Annotated in this window: 17 protein-coding genes and 1 pseudogene; 14 read left to right on the forward strand and 4 right to left on the reverse strand. The window is 61.4% G+C overall.

Translation table 11 applies throughout. The features are described from left to right. Nucleotides 1–29: 29 nt before the first annotated feature. Both GGR20_RS11290 and GGR20_RS11295 read left to right on the forward strand, forming a co-directional pair. Nucleotides 30–551, forward strand: a complete 522-nt coding sequence (locus GGR20_RS11290) for a heme-binding beta-barrel domain-containing protein (protein ID WP_183311368.1) — start codon at nucleotides 30–32, stop codon at nucleotides 549–551. An 18-nt stretch (nucleotides 552–569) separates the two neighbouring features. Continuing rightward, nucleotides 570–965, forward strand: a complete 396-nt coding sequence (locus tag GGR20_RS11295; RefSeq protein WP_183311369.1) for a GFA family protein — start codon at nucleotides 570–572, stop codon at nucleotides 963–965. A gap of 3 nt (nucleotides 966–968) precedes the next feature. On the opposite strand, the gene GGR20_RS11300 is transcribed toward GGR20_RS11295, so the two are convergent. Next, on the reverse strand, nucleotides 969–2,249 hold the full coding sequence (locus GGR20_RS11300) for a Gfo/Idh/MocA family protein (RefSeq protein WP_183311370.1): 1,281 nt from the start codon (nucleotides 2,247–2,249) through the stop codon (nucleotides 969–971). Between the two features lie 139 nt (nucleotides 2,250–2,388). Here GGR20_RS11300 and GGR20_RS11305 point away from each other — a divergent pair, with 139 nt between their 5' ends. From GGR20_RS11305 to GGR20_RS11325, 5 genes are all read left to right on the forward strand, one after another. Further along, nucleotides 2,389–3,162 (forward strand): FCD domain-containing protein, encoded by a 774-nt coding sequence (locus GGR20_RS11305; protein WP_183311371.1) that lies wholly within the window; start codon nucleotides 2,389–2,391, stop codon nucleotides 3,160–3,162. Nucleotides 3,163–3,263: 101 nt separating this feature from the next. After that, nucleotides 3,264–4,238, forward strand: a complete 975-nt coding sequence (locus GGR20_RS11310) for an aldo/keto reductase (RefSeq protein ID WP_183311372.1) — start codon at nucleotides 3,264–3,266, stop codon at nucleotides 4,236–4,238. An 82-nt stretch (nucleotides 4,239–4,320) separates the two neighbouring features. Further along, on the forward strand, nucleotides 4,321–4,914 hold the full coding sequence (locus GGR20_RS11315) for a DJ-1/PfpI family protein (protein WP_183311373.1): 594 nt from the start codon (nucleotides 4,321–4,323) through the stop codon (nucleotides 4,912–4,914). A gap of 25 nt (nucleotides 4,915–4,939) precedes the next feature. Next, complete coding sequence (locus tag GGR20_RS11320; RefSeq protein ID WP_183311374.1) at nucleotides 4,940–5,296, forward strand: ribbon-helix-helix domain-containing protein; 357 nt, start codon at nucleotides 4,940–4,942, stop codon at nucleotides 5,294–5,296. 115 nt (nucleotides 5,297–5,411) lie between these two features. Next, on the forward strand, nucleotides 5,412–8,318 hold the full coding sequence (locus tag GGR20_RS11325) for an insulinase family protein (protein ID WP_183311375.1): 2,907 nt from the start codon (nucleotides 5,412–5,414) through the stop codon (nucleotides 8,316–8,318). 111 nt (nucleotides 8,319–8,429) lie between these two features. Here GGR20_RS11325 and GGR20_RS11330 read toward each other — a convergent pair whose 3' ends face one another. Next, nucleotides 8,430–9,437 carry an alpha/beta hydrolase gene (locus GGR20_RS11330; protein ID WP_183311376.1) on the reverse strand — a complete coding sequence of 336 codons (1,008 nt, stop codon included), beginning with the start codon at nucleotides 9,435–9,437 and terminating at the stop codon, nucleotides 8,430–8,432. A 160-nt stretch (nucleotides 9,438–9,597) separates the two neighbouring features. Here GGR20_RS11330 and GGR20_RS11335 point away from each other — a divergent pair, with 160 nt between their 5' ends. The 3 genes and pseudogenes from GGR20_RS11335 to GGR20_RS19245 all read left to right on the forward strand — a co-directional run. Then, complete coding sequence (locus GGR20_RS11335) at nucleotides 9,598–10,599, forward strand: ligase-associated DNA damage response exonuclease (protein WP_183311377.1); 1,002 nt, start codon at nucleotides 9,598–9,600, stop codon at nucleotides 10,597–10,599. Continuing rightward, a complete protein-coding gene (locus GGR20_RS11340) occupies nucleotides 10,596–12,161 on the forward strand; it encodes a cisplatin damage response ATP-dependent DNA ligase (protein ID WP_183311378.1) in 1,566 nt (521 codons plus the stop codon). Before GGR20_RS11335 ends, GGR20_RS11340 begins: the two co-directional genes overlap by 4 nt. A gap of 91 nt (nucleotides 12,162–12,252) precedes the next feature. Further along, nucleotides 12,253–12,351 (forward strand): annotated as a pseudogene (locus GGR20_RS19245) (UvrB/UvrC motif-containing protein); the annotation flags it as partial. Nucleotides 12,352–12,497: 146 nt separating this feature from the next. Here the strand turns inward: GGR20_RS19245 and GGR20_RS18975 are convergent. Both GGR20_RS18975 and GGR20_RS11355 read right to left on the reverse strand, forming a co-directional pair. After that, nucleotides 12,498–12,890: a MerR family transcriptional regulator gene (locus GGR20_RS18975; RefSeq protein WP_183311380.1), complete on the reverse strand. Its 393-nt coding sequence runs from the start codon at nucleotides 12,888–12,890 to the stop codon at nucleotides 12,498–12,500. Continuing rightward, a complete protein-coding gene (locus tag GGR20_RS11355; protein ID WP_183311381.1) occupies nucleotides 12,887–14,602 on the reverse strand; it encodes a long-chain-fatty-acid--CoA ligase in 1,716 nt (571 codons plus the stop codon). Before GGR20_RS11355 ends, GGR20_RS18975 begins: the two co-directional genes overlap by 4 nt. Nucleotides 14,603–14,967: 365 nt before the next feature. On the opposite strand from GGR20_RS11355, the gene GGR20_RS11360 reads away from it, so the two are divergent. From GGR20_RS11360 to GGR20_RS11375, 4 genes are all read left to right on the forward strand, one after another. After that, complete coding sequence (locus GGR20_RS11360) at nucleotides 14,968–17,433, forward strand: acyl-CoA dehydrogenase (RefSeq protein WP_183311382.1); 2,466 nt, start codon at nucleotides 14,968–14,970, stop codon at nucleotides 17,431–17,433. 75 nt (nucleotides 17,434–17,508) lie between these two features. Then, a complete protein-coding gene (locus tag GGR20_RS11365; protein WP_183311383.1) occupies nucleotides 17,509–19,470 on the forward strand; it encodes a 3-hydroxyacyl-CoA dehydrogenase NAD-binding domain-containing protein in 1,962 nt (653 codons plus the stop codon). A 13-nt stretch (nucleotides 19,471–19,483) separates the two neighbouring features. After that, nucleotides 19,484–20,767, forward strand: coding sequence for an acetyl-CoA C-acetyltransferase (locus tag GGR20_RS11370; RefSeq protein ID WP_183311384.1), 1,284 nt, complete (start codon nucleotides 19,484–19,486; stop codon nucleotides 20,765–20,767). Then, nucleotides 20,764–20,922: a hypothetical protein gene (locus GGR20_RS11375; RefSeq protein WP_183311385.1), complete on the forward strand. Its 159-nt coding sequence runs from the start codon at nucleotides 20,764–20,766 to the stop codon at nucleotides 20,920–20,922. Before GGR20_RS11370 ends, GGR20_RS11375 begins: the two co-directional genes overlap by 4 nt. Nucleotides 20,923–20,934: the final 12 nt, after the last annotated feature.

The raw sequence follows: 20,934 nt of genomic DNA on the forward strand, positions 1-20,934 counted from the left end.
AACCGCAGACGGACCTGAGGGGGTAGGATGTGACTTATTGGCTGCGAATAGTTTTTCTGGCTTTTGTGCTGGCGGCAACAACGCTGAGCGCAGGCCTGGCGCAGGCCGGTGTACGGGAACTGGACCTGCTCTCCTCTTATATCGGCGACTGGCGCGGCGAAGGGGCCCTGGTGGGGGGCGACCAGCCCGAACCTTTCCGCTGCCGGCTGAGTGTGGCGCAGGGCAACCTGCTCAAGATCAATTATACGGGCCGCTGCAGCCTGGTAAATGCAACGCTATCGATCAGCGGTACCATCGCCTACAACGACGATGCGGGGCGCTACGAAGCGGCCATGAGCTCCAATGCCGGCTATACCGGGCTTGCTATCGGGCGGCAGTCGGGCGGCCGGATCAGTTTCGATCTGCGCGAGCAGCAAAAGGACCGGGCCGGGGGCGATGTGCGGATCGGCGCGCGCATCCTGTTGGTCGATGACCGCATCACCGTGGATTTCGAGGTCGAGTTCAACAATTCCGGCGACGTGCTGACTGCATCAGTGCCATTCGACCGGTAGGGCATTTGGGAGGGCGCCATGCACAAAGGATCCTGTCTTTGTGGCGCGGTCTCCTTCGAGGTAAGCGGGAGTTTGCCCAAGGCAACGGCATGTCACTGCAGCATGTGCCGAAAGAGCACCGGCAATTACGAGGCTGGTGTGGACGTGAAAAAGTCCGCTGTGAAGATTAGTGGAGACGCTGATATTGCATGGTTCCACTCGTCCGAACATGCCCGTCGGGGCTTCTGTTCGACCTGCGGGTCTCCGATGTTTTTCGAGTTCCTGAAGGCTGACTTGATCGGCCTGATGCTTGGCGCTTTTGATGGACCGACCGGGGTCAAAGTGTCCGAGCACATATTCGTCGAAGACAAAGGCGACTACTACGAAATTTGCGATGGCGCGCCGCAGCACCGGACGGTGCCCGGCGCGCCATAGGCTTCAGAGTTTCACGAGTGTCTTCACGTCAACCGGCAGGCCGGTGTCGAAGCTCTTGTTGGCGGCGATGCCGGTGAGGATCGAGAGCGCGCCGTCGCGGTGGTTGGCGCCATAGCCGGGGCGCGGGGTGGCATTGCCGAAGATTTCCTCGAGCATGATCTTGTCACCGCCGCCATGACCGCCCTCGCCATGCTTGACCGGAACGACGCGCGGTTCACCATGCAAGGGGAAATGGTAGAGCTTGACGCCCTTGGCGGCACCCTCCGTTTCAGAGCCAGCGCCGGCATTGATGTAGGAGTTTTCGTGCACGGTAAGCTCGAGGCGTCCGCCGGTGCCATTGATGGCCACGTTGAAGCCTTCCCAGGGGGCGTAGGCGTAGAGCGAATAGGTCATCACCGCCTTGTTGCGATACCGCACCAGGACATTCATGGTGTCCTCGATGGAAATGCCGTCGCCGAACACGTTCTGGTCGCGCTGGTAGCCGTCTTCCTTCTCGCCGTCCCAGTAGAGTCCCTTCTGGACCGGGTTGCTGGTCAGGTCGATGGCAAAGGGATCATCCTTTGCCGCTTCCACCCCGGTGGTGCGGGTATAGGGTGTGAAGACGCCGCGTTCCTCGGCATTGGCACGACCGTAGAACTTGAGATCACCCATGCCGAAGACGGTGTCCGGCTCGGTGCCGAGCCAGAAATTGACCAGGTCGAAATGGTGGGTTGATTTGTGCACCATCAGCCCGCCCGAATTGGCTTTGTCGCGGTGCCAGCGGCGGAAATAGTCGGCGCCGTGGCGGGTGTCGAGCAGCCACTCGAAATGCACCGAGGTGACCTTGCCGATGGCGCCTTCGGCGATCAGTTCGCGCAGAGCCGAATTGTGCGGGGCATAGCGGTAGTTGAAGGTGACACGGACATTTTTGCCGGTGCGCTCGACAGCGTCGAGGATGGCCTGACACTTTTCCGGGTCGGTGGTCATCGGCTTTTCGGTGATGACGTCACAACCAGCTTCCAGCGCAGCGATGATATAGTTGTGATGGGTGCGGTCGATCGAGGTGACGATGATGGTGTCGGGCTTTTGCTCGGCGATCATCTTGTCAAAATCGGTGGCCTTGTAGGTCGGGACGGCCTGGCCGGAAAGCTCCTCGACCATCACCCTGTTGGTAAAATCCATGCGGACCTGATTGGTGTCGCACAGGGCCAACAGCCGGGACTGTTCGCGATGCGGCCCCAGAATGGCCTCGTAGAACATCCGTGCGCGACCTCCGGTCCCCACCAGCGCGTAGGTCTTGGCCATTCGTCTCTCTCCAGTCTCGATAAAACCCGTGCGCGACTCCACCTCGGAGCCGGGCGAAAAAGCATCTACCATACAAGATTGCGGAAATGTACTGTTTCTTTCTACACTTGTGCGACACGGCGTCGTGTTGGGGCCGCATGTGACGAAAAAGGACCAGAATTCTGTGGAAGACAGCAAACGAGGCAAGCCGCTAGCGGCCTATCCGTCCCATGGTCCAGAAATGGAATCAGCCCGGGCTGGAGGCAAGGTGGGCGAAGCGCTCGAAGGAACCATCGCATTTCGCGTCGTCGGCGCCCTGCGCGACGATATCGTCAGCATGGTGCTCAAGCCCGGCGACGTGATCTCGGAGAGCGATATCGCTGCCCGCTATGGCGTGTCGCGGCAGCCGGTGCGCGAAGCCTTCATTCGCCTGGCCCAGCAGGGGCTGCTGCTGATCCGCCCCAAGCGCGCCACCGTGGTCAAGAAAATTTCGCCCGATGGGGTGCGGCAGAGCCGGTTCATTCGTGAGAGCATCGAGGTGGAAATCATCCGCCGGGTGGCAACCGAGCCCGGCCCCGAGATCGGCCAGATCCTGGACGATTTGATCGCCGATCAGGAGGCGGCGTCATCGGCCAATGACAGCCGCCGCTTCCACAAGCTCGATGAATTATTTCACCGCACCCTGGCCCGGCTGGCGGGCGTGGAATATGCGTGGCAGTTGATCGACGATCACAAGATGCAGCTTGACCGGGTGCGTTATCTGACCCTGGGGGTGTCATCGAGCCAGCGCGCCATTGCCGAACACAAGCAGATCGTAAAGGCGGTCAGCCAGGGCGACGTGGTGGCCGCAGAGGCGGCAATGCGGGCGCACCTGGCACGGGCAGAGGTGCTGCTCAGCCAGACCATCGAGGACTTTCCGGACTATTTCGAATAGGCCCGCGTGCAGGATTGTTGGAACCGGGGCGCTGCGGCGCCCTTGTTCTTGGCCGGGTGGGTCAATAGGTTGCCCAGCAGGTTGAATCGGGAGACAAGCGCATGAAAACGCGGCGGTTGGGCAGGACGGGTTATGAGGTCAGCGAGATTGGCCTTGGGTGCTGGCAGCTTGGCGGCGATTTCGGGCCGGTCGGCGACGAGACCGCAGACGCTATTCTTGGCCATGCGCTTAATGCCGGGATCAGCTTCTGGGACACCGCCGATGTTTATGGCGGGGGACTGAGCGAAAGCCGCATCGGTGCTCATGCCAAGGGCCCCAATGTGACCGTCGCCACCAAGCTGGGCCGCGGCGCCGGTCTTTATCCCGATGGCTATTCCAAGCAGGCCATTCGCGACAGCCTGGTGGGCTCGGCCAAGAGGCTGGGCGCGGACACGCTCGATCTGGCACAACTCCATTGCGTGCCGACCGAGGTGCTGCGCGATGGCGCGATCTTTGGCTGGATGGACGAGCTGCAGGCTGAGGGGCTGGTGCGCCACTGGGGCGCGAGCGTCGAGACCATCGAAGAGGGAATGATCTGTCTGGATCAGCCTGGCTGTGCCACGCTGCAGATCATTTTCAACCTGTTCCGCCAGGATGCCGCCAAGGAATTGCTCCCGCGCGCGGCGGAGAAAGATGTCGGCATCATTGTGCGCCTGCCTTTGGCCAGCGGATTGCTGAGCGGCAAGTTCGACAAGAACACCCAGTTCGATGCCAGCGATCATCGTCACTACAATCGCGATGGCGCGGCGTTCTCGGTGGGCGAAACTTTTGCCGGCATTCCGTTCGAGCGGGGCGTCGAACTCGTGCAGGCGCTCAAGGGTTATGCACCGGATGGTCTGCCAATGAGCCAGTTCGCTCTTCGCTGGATCCTTGATCATCCCGAGGTTTCGACGGTGATCGCCGGTGTGTCCAAGCCCGAGCAGATTGCGGACAATGTGGCCGCTTCGGAACGCAAGAGCCTGTTCCCCGCGCTGCTCAAGCAGCTCCGGGAGTGGTATGAAAGCGATGTGAAGCCGGAAATTCGGGGCGAGGTGTAATTGGGCGGCGTAGTAGCGGCTTAATACCACTGGCTGGCAGAGCTGATCTATCCTGCTTCCGCGAACTTGGGAGGAGAACAAGATGAGCGCAAAGATCCTGATGGTCACCGGTGACTACACCGAGGATTACGAGACCATGGTGCCGTTCCAGACGCTGCTCGCCTGCGGGCATGAGGTGCATGCGGTCTGCCCTGGCAAGAAAGCCGGCGAGCAGGTTGCTACCTCGATCCACGACTTTGAAGGCGCCCAGACCTATTCGGAAAAGCGCGGTCACAATTTCACGCTGAACGCCAGCTTTGAGGATATCGAGCCTGCTGCCTATGACGCGCTAGTCATTCCTGGCGGGCGCGCGCCGGAATATCTCCGGCTTGACGGCAAAGTGCTGGACTTGGTGCGGCATTTCTTTGACGCCAACAAGCCGGTTGCCGCGATCTGTCATGGGGCGCAATTGCTGGCAGCGGCCGGCGTCCTCAAGGACCGTCAATGCTCGGCCTATCCGGCCTGCCGCCCCGAAGTCGAGCTGGCAGGCGGACATTATGCCGACATAGCGATTGACGGCGCGGTCACCGATGGCAATCTGGTAACGGCGCCCGCCTGGCCAGCTCATCCGGCCTGGCTCAAACAGTTCATGGCTGTGCTGGCCGCGCAGTCCGAAGGCGTGAATCAGGCGGCCTGATCGGCGTCAGACGCAGGAGGCAGCGATGTGTGAACTCTTCATCAAGGCAGATGCCCGGCTCTGGGAGTCCACGACGCGCTCTTTGCGCATCGACGGCATGGTGACCAGCATCAGGCTGGAGAACTTCTTCTGGGCCAAGCTCGAGGAGATCGCGCGGCGCGATGCGATGAATGTGGTGCAGCTGATTACCCGGCTGCACCATGAATCAATCGATGCCGGGCACGATCTGGGCAATTTCACCTCGTTTCTCAGAGTGTGCTGCGCTCGCTATCTCGATCTGCAGCTTTCTGGTGATATACCGGCGGATGCGGGTCAGCCGATCGCGACGTTGAACGCCCCGGGCATTCTGGCGCGTGAGAGAGAGCGCAAGCGGTTTCACTGAAAATTGCCAATCGTTGAAGCGTGAGCCGGGGTGATTGTTTCAAGCACCCCTAGCGTTGGCCCTCTGGCGTGCCTAGGTTGACCCCATCAACCAGAAGCATTTGCCGAGAGTATCCATGTCCCACCCCGCCTTCGAGCTTGTCCGCGACGAGACCATTGCCGAGATCAAATCCCAGGCAAAACTCTACCGGCACAAGAAAACCGGGGCGGAAGTGCTCAGTCTTCTCAACGAAGACGAGAACAAGGTGTTCGGCATCACCTTCAAGACGCCACCGGAGGATTCAACCGGCATTGCGCATATCCTGGAGCACTCGGTGCTGTGCGGGTCGCGCAAATATCCGGTCAAAAAGCCGTTCGTGGAGCTGCTCAAGGGGTCGATGCACACCTTCCTCAATGCCATGACGTTCCCGGACAAGACTGCCTATCCGGTGGCCAGCCAGAACCTCAAGGATTTCTACAACCTCGTCGATGTCTATCTCGACGCCGTGCTGTTTCCGCTGATTTCCCAGGACACGTTCGAGCAGGAGGGCTGGCACTACGAGCTCGACGATCTCGATGCGCCGCTGGTCTATAAGGGGGTGGTCTTCAACGAGATGAAGGGCGTCTATTCCTCACCGGACTCGGTGATGCACACCCAGACCCAGACCGCGCTTTACCCTGACACCACGTATGGCAAGAGCTCGGGCGGCGATCCCCGGGCTATCCCCGAATTGAGCTATGAACAATTCAAGCGCTTCCACCAAACCTATTACCACCCGTCCAATGCGCGGGTGGTGTTCTCGGGCGACGATGCCCCCGAGAAGCGGCTCGAGATTCTCGATGACTATTTCAGCCAGTTCGACAAGCTCGACGTGGATGCCGAGGTCAAGCTGCAACCGCGCTGGAATGCCCCGAGACAGGTGTCGGGCACCTATGCCGGCTCCATCGATCCGGACAAGCGCCGCGATGGCATGGTTTCGGTCAACTGGATGCTGGATCCGCCCGAAAGCCGGGAAGAAACGCTGAGCCACGGCATGCTGAGCTATCTGCTGGCGGGCAATTCGGCGGCTCCACTGCGCAAGAAACTCAATGAAAGCGGATTGGGCGAGGGGATGATCGGGGGTGGTATTTCCTCCTATCTGCGCCAGCCCATGGGCGGGTTCGGTCTTAAGGGCATCGATCCGGCCGACGCGGAAAAGGTCGAAAAGCTGGTGCTAGAGACGCTGGAAGAATTGGCCAAGACCGGCTTTTCCGAGGAGCAGCGGGAAGCGGCGATCAACACTTTCGAGTTCAATCTGCGCGAGCAGAATACCGGCTCTTATCCGCGCGGCATGACCTATATGTTCACTGCATTGGGCGGCTGGCTGCATGGTGGCGATCCGCTCTCGCCACTGGTCTATGAGGACGCGCTGACAGCGCTCAAGGACAAGGCGGCGAGCGGCCATTTCGAAAAGGAAATCCGGCGGCTGTTCCTCGACAATCCGCATCGCGTTACCTCGCGGATCGAGGCCGATCCTGAGCAGGGTGCGCGCGAAGCCAAGGCCGAAGCAGATCGGCTAGCGGCTGTCCGCGCAGGGCTGAGCGAAAGCGAGTTGGCTGCGGTCATGGAGCGCACCGAGCGCCTGCGGGCGCTGCAGGAAAGCGTCGACAAGCCTGAGGATCTCGCCAGGATTCCGACGCTGACGCTGGATGATCTGGACCGCGAAACCCGCACAGTCCCGACTGCGGAAAGCGCTATATCCGGCGTACGCACACTTTACCACGACCTGCCGACGCTGGGGATCTTGTATCTCGATCTCGGCTTTGACCTGCATGTGCTCGACAAGGCCGAACTTCCTTATCTGCCGCTGTTTGGCCGCGCGCTGCTGCAAACCGGCACCAGCAAGGAAGATTTTGTCTCGCTAACCCAGCGGATCGGCCGGACCACGGGCGGCATCGCGCAACATCGCGGCCTTGCCAGCATGCAGGATGGCTCGGGTACGTCGGCCTGGTTCTTCCTTTCGGGCAAGGCGGTGGCGGACAAGTTCGAGGGCATGCTCGGTATTATGGGCGATGTGCTGCTCGATGCCGATCTTGGCAACAAGGCACGCTTCAAGCAGATGGCGTTGGAGGAAAAAGCCGGCTTTGAGGCCCGGCTGGTGCCCAGCGGCAATGCCATTGTCGACGCCCGCATCAAAGCCGGGCTGACCGAGGCAGGATGGATTGCCGAGCAAATGAGCGGGGTCAGCTATCTCGAGTTTCTCAAGGGCCTGGTCAAGCGCATAGACAGCGATTGGGACAGCGTCGCGGCCAAGCTCTTCTCCATTCGTGACAAGCTGTTCAATCGCGGTCGCATGATCGTCAATCTGACAGCCGATGGCGAACTCTGGGACGGCGCCAAGAGCGTGCTGGAAGGTTTTGTCGGCGGCCTACCCAACGCAGAATTGGCCGATGCGGATTGGGGTCATGCCTTCGCGCCGAAGAACGAGGGTCTGGTGATCCCGGCCCAGGTCAATTATGTCGGCAAGGGCGCAAACCTGAAAGCGCTGGGGATCGAGCTGTCGGCGGCCGCCTCAGTGGCGTTGCGCTTTCTCAACACCACCTATCTCTGGGACAAGGTGCGCGTGCAGGGTGGCGCCTATGGCGGGTCGAGCCGGTTCGATCTCTCCTCGGGCAATTTCGCCTTCCTCTCCTATCGGGACCCCAATCTGCTCAAGACGCTCGAGGTCTATGACGGGGCGGCCAAGGCCTTGCGGGCCGAAATCGGGGAGACCAATCTGGTGCGCTCGGTGATCGGCGTGATCGGTGATCTCGATCGGCCCGAATTCCCAGATGCCAAGGGTTATTCAGCCATGTGGCGCCTGCTCAATGGCACTACCGATAAATTGCGCCAGCAGCGGCGCGACGAGATTCTCGGCACCAGTCGGGCCGACTTCCTGGCGCTGGCCGATGCTGTCGATCTGGTCGCCGAAAAGGGCCATGTCGTGGTTCTGGGCGGCGAGGCCGCCATCAACCTGGCCAATGAAAAGAAGCCCGGATTGCTCGAGGTTAGCAAAGTGGTGTGAGGGCCTCATCGGGCCATGGGCATCTACTCCCACGGCGCTCGTGGGGAGTCTGGACAAATCAGGCCGCGCCCTCTCCAGTGCAAGGAGAGGGGACGGCTGGGACAGGCGGGCTTAGTTTGACAGCACTTCGGCCAGATATGGCAGGCTGACATCCAAGCGGTAGTCGATGCCGGAATGGTTGTCGGGGAATTCCTCGTAGCGATGGGCGATGCCGCGCTGTTCGAGCGCCTTGTGGATACGCCTTGTGCCGTAAAGGATGGCGTATTGGTCCTCGGTGCCACAATCGAGGAAGAAGCCTTTCAGCTTGCCGATGGCATCGGCGTGAGACTTGACCATCAGCGCCGGGTCCCAGGCGAGCCAATTCTCCCACCGTTCGGGAATGACCTCGCAGGTGTCCAGGGTCACTGGCAACCTCAGGCCCAGATAAGCGTCTGGATCGGGGTCAAAACTTGCGGCTTGGCAAAGGAACATCAAGGTCAGGGTGTCCTTGCCATCGAGCTTGGGCTTGGCCTCGAACGCCTTCATCCATGTCTCAATGGAATTGTCCTGCTTGGCGAGCGCCATCAACACATTGGGAAAACCGGCCAGGTAGAGATGCTCAAAGCCGGCATCGCCGGAGTGGCTGGCGGCTGCGGCCCAGACGTCCGGATGGCGCATGGCGTGCACCAGGCTCCCAAAGCCCCCCGATGATTTTCCGAACACGCCGCGGCGCCCCGTGCCACCGCAGGAGAATTTTTTCTCGACGGCTGGCAACATTTCCTCGATCAGGAAGTCCTCATAGTTCCCCATGACCGGGCTGTTCACATATTGATTGCCGCCTAGGCGTGAGAAACAGTCGGGAAAAGCGACCACCACCGGCGCCATCTTTCCCTCGCCGATCAGGCGGTCGAGGCGCTCGGGCACATTCTCGGTGAAGGCCCTCCAGGCGGTATGCGCAGGGCCGCCGGACGTATAGCCGACAAGATCGACTAGCAGCGGCAGGTCCTTGCCGTCATGTCCAGCAGGCACATAAACATCGACAATGCGCGTGGTGTCATCGCCGAGCCGGTTGTTGGCCAGCGCCTTGCTCTCAATGCTCAGGCGTTGGATGGTGCCGGGGGCGTGGGTTGTCTTGCGCATCTCTGGCTCCTCGTTTTCCTTCGGTCTGGAACAATGCGGACAAGAAGGCAAGCGTGGATCACTATCGAGCACCCTGCTGCCACGGACTGGCGCTGGCATGCTGCACAAGCGGTGGTGAAAGCGTGAACCGGCTCCCGTTTCGCCGCGTTCTGACAGGACCATGAGCTTTATTCTCGACCGTAATCTCTATGTGCCAGCCCTCGATGCCTGGATTGATCCGGACGGGCCGAAGCCGCGCGCCATCATTACCCATGGCCATGCCGATCACGCCCGCTCGGGGCATGGGGCAGTGCTGGCAACGCCGGAAACCATCGCCATCATGAAGGTGCGCTATGGCGTGGACTGTGCGGGGCGGTTCGATCCGCTGCGCTTCGGCGAGGTGCTGAGCGTGGATGGAGCCAAGGTGAGCCTGCACCCGGCCGGTCACATTCTGGGGTCGGCGCAGGTGCTGGTGGAGGCCGAGGGGCAGCGGGCGCTGGTGACCGGGGACTACAAGCGGCTGCCGGATCGCACGGCGGAGCCGTATGAAGCGGTGGCCTGCGACCTGATGGTGACCGAGGCGACCTTCGGGTTGCCGGTGTTTCAGCACCCATTGCCGCAAGATGAAATCGGGCGGCTTCTCAAGTCGGTGGCTGACCAGCCCGAGCGCTGTCATCTGGTGGGATGTTACGCCTTGGGCAAGGCGCAGCGGGTGATCGCGCTGCTGCGCGACGCCGGCTGGGAGCGGCCGATCTACCTGCATGGCGCCATGATTGCGCTGTGTGCCCTCTATGAGGAACTGGGGGTGGGCTTGGGAGAGCTGTTCCCGGCCACCGGCATGCCCAAAGCCGCCATGGCCGGACAGATCGTGATCGCGCCGCCTTCGGCCATTCGCGATCGCTGGAGCCGGCGCTTCCCCGATCCGGTGGTCTGCCAGGCCTCGGGGTGGATGAGCATCAAGCAGCGGGCCCGGCAGGCATTGGTCGAGCTGCCGCTGGTGATTTCGGATCATTGCGATTGGGGCGAGCTCAATCAATCCATCCTCGAAAGCGGCGCAGGGACCGTGTGGGTGACTCATGGTCGAGAGGATGCGCTGGTCTATTGGTGTCGGCAGCAGGGGCTGGAGGCTGACCCGCTGGCGTTGCCGGGGCTCGATGACGATGGCGGGGAGGGGGGCGCATGAAGCGGTTTGCGGACCTGCTTGAGCTGTTGGCGTTGACCCCTTCGCGCAGCCGCAAGATTGCGGCGCTGGCGCAGTATTTCGCCGAGGTGCCGGACCCGGACCGCGGGCTGGCGCTGGCGGTTCTGACCGGGGAGCTCAAGATGCGCAACGTCAAGCCGGCGCTGCTCAAGCAGACGGTGCTGGCCGAAGTGGACGAGACGCTGTTTGCACTCAGCTATGACTATGTGGGGGATCTGGGGGAGACCATTGCGCTGATCTGGCCCCATCACGGGGCCAAGGACTTGCCGCGGCTCAGCACCCTGGTGGAATTGCTCAATACGACCAGCAAGGCCGAACTGCCCAAGGTCATCGGCGGGTTGCTGACGCAGGCAGCGATCCATGAACGCTGGGCGTTGATCAAGATGGCCACGGGCGCGCTGCGGATTGGGGTGTCGGCGCGGCTGGCCAAGACCGCGCTCAGTCAAATGAGTGGGGTAGACCTGCAGGCGATCGAGGAAGTCTGGCATGGGGTCAAGCCGCCCTATGGCGAACTATTCGACTGGCTGGAGGGACGGAGCGGACGTCCCGAGATCGACCATGGGTCGCGCTTCCATCCGCTGATGCTGTCCACACCGATCGAGGAGAGCGATTTTGCCAAGCTTGATCCGCGCGACTTCTCGGCGGAATGGAAGTGGGATGGTATCCGGGTGCAACTGGTGCTTGGGCGGAGCGGCGCATCGCTGTTCTCGCGCACCGGCGACGATATTGCGGCGAGTTTCCCCGACGTGGTCGAGGCCGCCATGGGGCGGGCCGTGCTGGATGGAGAATTGCTGGTCGGGCATGACTTCGAGCCGGGCAGTTTCAACGATCTGCAGCAGCGGCTGAACCGCAAGGTTGCCGCACCAAAGCAGATGGCCGAACTGCCTGGCTTCGTGCGGGTTTATGACATGCTGTTCGATGAGGACGAGGATATCCGGGCGCTGGCCTGGGAAGCGCGGCGGCAGCGGCTCGAGGCCTGGTTCGCGGCCAATCCGCAGACCCGGATGGATGTTTCAGAAATCTTGCGCTTCGACCAATGGGCGGACCTGGCGGCGCTGCGCCGACAAGGCGCCGACGAGCACGGCCATGAAGGGGTGATGATCAAGCTCAGGACCGCCCCCTACGTGCCGGGACGGCCCAAGGGGTTCTGGTTCAAATGGAAGCGGGACCCCAATGTGGTCGATGCGGTGCTGATGTATGCCCAGCGTGGGCATGGCAAGCGCAGCTCGTTCTATTCGGATTATACGTTCGGGGTCTGGAAGGGCAATGAGATCGTGCCCATCGGGAAGGCCTATTTCGGCTTCACCGATGAGGAACTCAAACAGCTCGACCGCTGGATCCGGGCCAATACGATCGGTTCGTTCGGGCCAGTGCGTGAAGTGAACAAGGAACTGGTGTTCGAGGTGGCGTTCGACAGCGCCCAGCGCAGTGCCCGGCACAAGTCGGGCGTGGCGCTGCGCTTTCCGCGAATCAATCGGATACGCTGGGACAAGCCGGCGAGCGAAGCGGCGCGGATCGAGGACATGGATGCGTTTGTGGGGTAGGAACGTTGGCTCCTTCCTTATTGTCGAGGAGCCCCCAATCCATGGGGAATTACTGAAGAGGAAACCTGGCATGTCATCGCGCAGCAACCACGCCCGACTGGTGGCGCTGGAAAAGCAGATGGAGGCGGCTGCCGCTGCCTTTGATTTCGAGAAGGCGGCGGCGCTGCGCGACGAGATTGCGCGGCTCAAGGGCGAAAGCGACGACATTGTCGGGCAGGCGCCGCCCGGACAGATCGGCTTGGGATCGAATGCCCCAGTGCGACAGCCGCCCAAGGGCTGGACGAGGCCGAAAAAGCCCGGCCCGATGACCAGCAATCACAAGGGGCGCGGGGAGCGCTAGCCGGCTTTTTGCAGTCGTTCCTGGGCGAGTTGCTTGATCTCGCGCAGTTCGCGGATGGTGGTTTCGAGGTCGTCGCGCTGGCGTTCGAGCAGCGCAAGGCGCTCATCGACCTTGTCGGCCAACAGGTTTACCTGCTGGGCGCGGTCCGCGTCGTACAGGCTGAGATAGTCGGAAATGTCGCGCAGCGTAAAGCCAAGGCGCTTGCCGCGCAGGATCAGGATCAGCCGGGCCCGGTCGCGTTTGCGAAAGATGCGAGTCGCGCCGACGCGTTCGGGCGAGAGCAGGCCCTTGGATTCGTAAAACCGGATGGCCCGGGTCGAAATGCCGAACTCGCGGGCGAGTTCGGCAATGGCGAAGAGGTCCTGGCTTTCGGGTGGCGTGCTAGTCACGATTTTCCGGCTTTCATCTGGGCGTATTCCTCCCGCAGCTCTTTCTTGGACAGTTTGCCGATCAGGGTCTTGGGCAGGGCCTCCTTGAAAATGATCTGGCGGGGCATTTCAATCTTGTTGAGCTTTTCGGCGAGGAAGGATTTCAGATCCGCCTCGCTGATCGTGTGGCCATCCTTGAGCTTGACGAAGGCCACCGGCGCCTCGCCGCGATACTGGTCCGGCACGCCGATTACGTTGACCTCATCGACGGCCTCATGGGTCATGGCGGCCTCTTCGATGGTGCGCGGGTAAACATTGAACCCCGAGCAGATGATAAGGTCCTTGATGCGATCCACCAGGAACACGTAGCCATCTTCATCCATATGGCCGACATCGCCGGTGCGCAGCCAGCCGTCCATGAAGGCGTCCTTGCTGGCTTCCGGATTCTCATAATAGCCGGCCATGACCTGCGGGCCTTTTACCTGCAATTCGCCATCTTCGCCGATGCCGACTACCTTGCCGCTGTCCACATCGACAAAGCGGATATCGGTGCCGGGGAGAGGCAGGCCGATGGACATGGGCTTGGAGGGCACCCGGAGCGCGGCGCAGCAGACAACGGGCGAGGCTTCGGTCAGGCCATAGCCTTCGGCCAGCAGGGCCTTGGACTTTTTGGAGAAGGCGTGGCGCACTTCGTCGGGCAGGGCGGCACCACCGGATATGGCAACCTCCAGGGTCTCAATCTGCGCCCGAGTGACGGCGTCGGTCCTCGCCAATGCACTGAGCAGGGTGGGCACGGCGGGCAGCACATTGGCGCCAGTCCGATTGAAGATACCCAACAGGGCTTTCAATTCGAAGCGTGGCAGCATGATTACCGGCGTTCCATTGCCGAGCGGCACGTTCATGCAGACGGTCATGGCGAAGATGTGAAAGAAGGGCAGTACCGCGATCACCTTGGAAGGCGGATAAAACAGGCCACAGCCCCATTTGTCGATCTGGCTCATATTGGCCGCGATATTGGCGTGGGTCAGCAGCGCTCCCTTGGGAATACCGGTGGTCCCCCCGGTATATTGCTGCACCGCAATATCGGTCTGCGCATCGATGGTGACCGGCGACGGCGAATCCCGGCGGGCCAGCAGGTCCTCAAAGCTGGAGATGACGCTGGCATGGGCGGAGCGGTTGGGGTGTGCCAGATCCTTGCGTTTGGCGACTGAAAACAGGATCTTCTTGACCAGCGGCAAGGCGTTGGGGAAATGGGCAACGACCAGTTTCTTGACATGACCAGCGGCCAGCAGGGCCTCGGCTTTTTCAAAGATCTGCTGCAGGTCCAGCGTCACCATGATGTCGGCGCCGGCATTGGCTGTGATGTGCCCCAGCTCGGATACCGTATAGAGCGGATTGCAATTGACCACCGTGCCGCCAGCACGCAGCACGCCGTAATAGGCAATGGGGTAAAAGGGCGTATTGGGCAGCATCAGGGCGACGCGTGTGCCCTTGGTGACGCCGAACTGGCTTTGCAGCGCTCCGGCAAAGGCGACGATCTTTTCGGCCAGCTCGCCAAAGCTGGTTGTGCCCCCGAGAAAATCCAGGGCCATGGCGCCTGGATTTTTGGCGCAGGCCGCCAGAACCTGTTCATGCACAGGGGATGTGTCGATTTGATCGTCCCAGACGATGCCCTCGGGATAGCTTTCGATCCAGGGGCGAAGGCTGTCATTGCTGGTAGCTGGCGTGTCCATCGATATCTCCTCCCAGTGCCTGAAACAGACAAATGGGCGTTCCCAAATATTGGATGCAGTGGGCGTCTAGCCTCCGATGCTCTGTTGGCACCTGTCCTGTCATCTCACGCAAACTATTCCACTTGTTTACGTTAGCGTCAATTATCTGCCCAAGACTTTCATAGGCGCCTGCCAGGAAGGTCTCTTATCGGCATCTAGTTGACGTATGCGTCAATCTGAGTAAACTGCCTTCAACAAGTCTTCGTCGTGGCGCAAAGTTGCGGGCGGAGAGGGAACGGGTCGAACCCTCGGGGCGGTCCGGCATTTGATTGACGACGGTGCTTCGCCCTGACATGGGCGATCGCTGCATGAGGAGGATGTGGGCGATGACCCTGTTGTTGGTTGCGATCAGTCTGGCGGCCTTTGGTGCTCTGGCGATGCGGGAAAGCCCGCTCTGGCAGTGGGGTGCCGCTTTCGCCGTGATCGGCGTGGTATCGGGGCTCGACTTTACCCAGTCCGGCGCCGTCTATGGCTTGGGCTGGTTTTCCTGGGTGCTGATCGTTTTCGGCGCGCTGCTGCTGGTGCTGTCGGTCAAGCCCATTCGTATGGTCGTTCTCACCAAGCCAATCTACGGGGCGGTCAAATCCATTCTCCCCAAGGTCAGCCGCACCGAGCAGGAAGCGCTTGATGCAGGCACGGTGGGCTGGGATGCCGAACTGTTTTCCGGCCGTCCGGACTGGAAAAAGCTGACCGGCATTCGGCCACTGACCCTGACCGATGAGGAGCAGGCTTTTCTCGATGGGCCTACCGAAACCGCCTGCAAGATGATCGACGACTGGGATATTCGTCACAATCGCGCCGACCTCAGCCCCGAGCTCTGGGACTTTCTCAAGTCCAAGGGGTTTCTGGGCATGCTGATTGCCAAGGAGCACGGTGGGTTGGGTTTTTCGGCCCAGGCCCAGTCGATGATCGTCTCGAAAATCGCAAGCCGTTCGGTCGCCGCCGGCATCACCGTCATGGTGCCCAATTCGCTTGGGCCCGGCGAACTGCTGGAAAAATACGGCACGCCGGTGCAGAAGGATAAGTACCTTCATCGCCTCGCCGATGGCCGCGAAGTGCCCTGTTTTGCACTGACCGGCGTGCACTCGGGTTCCGACGCCGGTGGCATGCGCGATATCGGCGTCGTCACCAAGGGCATGCACAATGGCGAAGAAGTTCTGGGCGTGCGCCTCAGCTTTGACAAGCGCTACATCACCCTGGCGCCAATCGCCACTCTGGTGGGCCTGGCCTTCATCCTCAAGGATCCAGATAATCTGCTTGAGAGGGGTCCCGATATCGGCATTACCCTGGCCCTGATCCCGCATGATCATCCGGGGCTTGATATCGGTCGTCGCCATTATCCGGCGCGCCAGGCGTTCATGAACGGACCGGTGCGCGGTACCGACATGTTCGTACCCATGGATTTCCTGATCGGCGGCACAGATTATGCCGGGCAGGGCTGGCGCATGCTGATGGAGTGCCTGTCCACCGGCCGCGCCATTTCGTTGCCGGCGATCGGCACCACTTCGATCAAGCAGACCCTGCGCGCCACCTCGGCCTATGCGCGGGTGCGCCGACAGTTCGGCATTCCCGTGGGCGTCATGGAAGGTGTGGCCGAGCCGCTCGGCGAAATGGTCAAGCGCGCCTATATGTATGAGTCAACGCGCCGCCTGACCGCCTCGATGGTGGATGAAGGCCAGCGCCCGGCGGTGATTGCGGGCCTGCTCAAATACACCACCACCGAAGCCATGCGCGATAACATGGATGATGCGTTCGACATTCATGGCGGACGTGCCATTCAGGACGGGCCGGGCAATTACCTGTTCGGCGCCTATCAGGCCTTGCCGGTGGCCATCACGGTGGAGGGTGCGAATATTCTCACTCGCACGCTGATGACTTTTGCCCAGGGTGTGCTGCGCGCTCATCCCTATCTACTCAAGGAAGTTCAGGCGGCGCAGAACAAGGATCGCCGGGCGGGACTGGACGCATTTGACGGCGCCTTTGGCGGCCACACCTCGTTCATGCTGCGCAACATCGTTGCCAGCTTCCTGCACGGGGTGACAAATGGCAATTTCGCCTCCTCACCCCATAGTGGGCCGATGGCCATCTGGTATCGCCGGCTGCACCGCTATGCGCAGGATTTTGCCCTGGTGGCCGACTGGACCACTGTGGTGCTGGGCGGTGCGCTCAAGAGCAAGCAGAAGATTTCGGGACGCATGGCCGATATTCTGGGCGAACTCTACCTGATGTCGGCAACGCTCAAGCGCTACGAGGAAGAGGGCGCCCGGGAAGAAGACAAGGAACTGGTCGAGGCGATCATGCAGGATCGTATCGCCATGCTCGAAGCGCGGTTCGCCGAAGTCTTCAACAACTTCCCCAACCCGGTCTTTGCCTGGGCCATGCGCATTCTGTGTTTCCCGCTCGGCCGCCATGCCAAGCCGGCAGCCGACACCGTCAATTACCGCTTTGTTCGTTCGGTACTGCGTCCCGGCGCGTTTCGCGACCGGCTGACCACCGGCGTTTATATCTCCATGGACCCAAATGACGTGACGGGCGTTCTGGAAGATGCATTCATCAAGGTCACCGAGGCTGAGGAGATCGAGGCCAGATTCATCAAGGCGGCTCGGCGCGGCGTTATCGAACGGCGGCTGGATCGTGATGCGATTGCCGATGCCATTGAGGCGGGTGTGCTGAGCGACAATGAGGCCGGTATCATGCGGGCCGCAGACGAAGCGACCAATCGAGCCGTGCATGTTGACGATTTCGAGATGGACGTACTCAAGGAAACCGCGCCTCGGCAGGCGGCGGAGTAACATTTGCAGGCCAGAGCCTGCGCCTACCTCCCTTTAAGGGGAGGGGAGATGCGACCGAGACATCGAGGGAAAACCATGATCGCCCCACAGGCAACCGAGACCAGACATTGGCGCTTTCACACCGATCTCGAAAAGATAGGCTGGCTGACCATTGATACCCCCGGGGCCTCGGTAAATACGCTGAGCCGCGAAGCCATCATGGAGCTGGAAACGCTGGTGGCGCGGTTTGAGGACCTGGCCAGTTCCGATGAGTTGGCGGGCGTGGTGATCCTGTCGGGGAAAGACAGCGGGTTTATCGCCGGCGCCGATGTCAGCGAGTTCGACGCGATGAGCGATTTTTCGGTGCTGCCCGAAGCGCTGCGGCGCACCCATGCGCTGTTCGCCCGCATCGAATCGCTGCCCGTGCCAGTGGTAGCGGGCATTCACGGCTTCTGCCTGGGCGGTGGGCTCGAACTGGCGCTGGCCTGCCATTATCGTATTGCGGTCAATGACGAGAAGACCCGCATCGGCTTTCCCGAGGTGAATCTGGGCATCTTCCCCGGTTTCGGCGGCACCGGCCGTTCGATCCGTCAGGCGGGGCCGGTCGATGCCATGGGCATCATGCTCACCGGCAAGATGCTGCGGGCAGGCGCGGCACGCGGGCTCAACCTGGTAGACAAGCTGGTGCGGCATCGCGACCAGTTGCGCTGGGAGGGCCGCAAGGCCGTGCTGACGCGGAAGAAATCGAGCGAGGCGCCGGCGGTCAAGAAGGCGGCCGCCCTGCCGCTGGTGCGCGAGGCTATCGCTAACCAGATGCGCAAGCAGGCCGGCAAAAAGGCCCGCAAGGAGCACTATCCCGCCCCTTATGCGCTGATCGACCTGTTCGAAAAGCATGGCAATGACTGGCGCGCGATGATCCGCGGCGAGGTCGACGCCTTCGTGCCGCTGATGGGTTCGTCCACCGCCACGAATTTGCGGCGTGTGTTCTTTCTCTCCGAGGGCCTCAAGAAACAGGGCCTGAAAGGTGCAAAATTCTCCCGCGTGCATGTCATCGGCGCCGGGGTGATGGGTGGCGACATCGCCGCCTGGTGCGCCTATCGCGGCATGGAAGTGACGCTGCAGGATCTTGATATGGAGCGGATCAAGCCGGCGCTCGACCGGGCCAAAAAGCTGTTCCAGAAACGCTACAAGAAGAAGCGCGAAGTTGACGCCGCCATGCTGCGCCTGACTGCCGACCCCAAGGGCACCGGCGTGGCCCGCGCCGATGTCATTATCGAGGCGGTGGTGGAAAAGCTTGAGGTCAAGCAGAAGATATTCTCCGGCATCGAAGAACAGCTCAAGCCCGGCGCCATCCTGGCCACCAATACCTCTTCGATTGAACTGGAACGTATTGCCGAGGCCTTGCAAGACCCAGCGCGGCTGATCGGGCTGCATTTCTTCAATCCGGTGGCGCAATTGCCGCTGGTCGAGGTGATCCGCTCAAGCTTCAATTCCGATGAGGAAATCGGTAAGGGTGCCAGCTTTGCCCTAGCCATTGGCAAGTCGCCAGTCGTGGTCAAGTCCGCGCCCGGCTTCCTGGTCAACCGTGTGCTCATGCCTTACATGCTGGGCGCCGTTGAGCGGGTGGAAAAGGGCGAGAGCAAGGAGTTGCTCGACGCTGCCGCCGTTGCTTTCGGCATGCCCATGGGGCCGATCGAGTTGATGGATACGGTGGGTCTGGACGTTGGCAAGTCGGTCGCGACCGAACTTGGTCATGATGTCCCGGCCGACAGCAAATTCGCCAGGTTGATCGCCGAAGGCAAGCTCGGCCGCAAGACCGGCGAGGGTTTCTACAAATGGGAAAAGGGCAAGGCCCAAAAAGCCGAAACACCTTCGCATCCCGATCTGGCGGGTCTGGGCAAGGAATTGGTCAAGCCGCTGGTCGACATGACCGAGGTGGTCGTGTCGGAAGGTGTCGTCGCCTCGCCCGAGCAGGCCGATATCGGCGTCATCATGGGAACCGGATTTGCCCCTTTCCTGGGCGGACCGATGAAGGCCAGAGCCGATGGCCGCGCGTAAGAGGAGAACACAAATGACTGAACTCAAGCGCGTTGCCATCATCGGCTCGGCCCGCATTCCCTTTGCCCGCGGTGGCACCGCCTATGCAGATGAAACCAATCTGTCCATGCTTGGTACGGTGCTTGGGGCGGTGGCCGACAAGTTCGGCCTCAAGGGCGAAAAAGTGGATGAGGTAATCGCGGGCGCGGTCATCAATCATTCGCGCGACTTCAATCTTGCGCGCGAAGCGCTGCTCGATGCGGGCCTGAGCCCCCGTACCCCCGGCACCACCATGCAGATTGCGTGTGGCACAAGCCTGCAGGCGGCGCTGGTGCTGGCCGGCAAGATTGCTTCGGGTCAGATCGAGAGTGGCATTGCCGCCGGCTCGGACACGGTGAGCGACAGCCCCATCGTCTTTGGGCCAAAATTCCAGCACCGTCTGCTCAACGCCAATTCCGCCAAGTCGACCGGCCAAAAGTTGGGTGCCTTCAAGGGCTTTTCCTTTGGCGAACTGACCCCGGTGGCCCCTTCGGTCAACGAGCCGCGCACGGGCATGTCTATGGGGCAGCATTGCGAATTGATGGCGCGTGAATGGGGCATCAGTCGCAAGGATCAGGATGCCTTGGCCGTGGCCAGCCATCGCAATGCGGCGGCGGCCTATGACGAGGGCTTCCACGACGATCTCCTGGTGTCATGTGCCGGGCTGGTCAAGGATAACAATGTCCGTCCGGACGCCAACCTGGACAAGATGAGCACGCTCAAGCCGGCCTTTGACAAGTCGAGCGGCCATGGCACGCTCACCGCTGGCAATTCTACGCCTTTGACTGATGGCGCGGCTGGCGTTCTGCTAGCCAGCGAAGAGTGGGCCAAGGCCCGGGGGTTGCCAATCCTGGCTTACCTGACCACCGGGCGGGTGGCCGGCAATGACTTTGCCCATGGCGAGGGTCTGCTGATGGCCCCGACCATCGCGGTCTCGGAAATGCTCGAAAGGGCCGGTCTTGGCTTTGGCGACATCGATTATTTCGAGTTGCATGAAGCCTTCGCCGCGCAGGTGCTGTGCACGCTCAAAGCCTGGAAGGACCCAGCCTATTGCAAGGACGTGCTGGGGCGCGACGAGGTGCTGGGCGAGATTGATCCGGCCAAGATCAATATCAAGGGGTCCAGCCTGGCCTATGGGCATCCTTTCGCGGCGACCGGCGCGCGCATTCTGGGGGTGACAGCCAAATTGCTCTCGACTGAGGTCAACAAGAAAGCGCTGATTTCCGTGTGCACGGCAGGTGGCATGGGCGTAGCGGCTCTGGTAGAAAGCGCTCAATGAGCGACAATGTCATCAAATTCCGGCGGCCCGAGAAGAAATCCGAGCCGCCTGTGAAGAAGCCGCGTGGCCCTTTGCCGGGGTGGGTGCCCTTCGCTGCGCTGCTTGTCGTCGCAATGGTGGTGTTTTTTGTGCAGGGCGGGAGCCAGCCGACCTGACTGGTGCGGCGG

Origin of the sequence: Devosia subaequoris (genome assembly GCF_014197055.1) — a bacterium.
Classification (GTDB): Bacteria; Pseudomonadota; Alphaproteobacteria; order Rhizobiales; family Devosiaceae; genus Devosia; species Devosia subaequoris.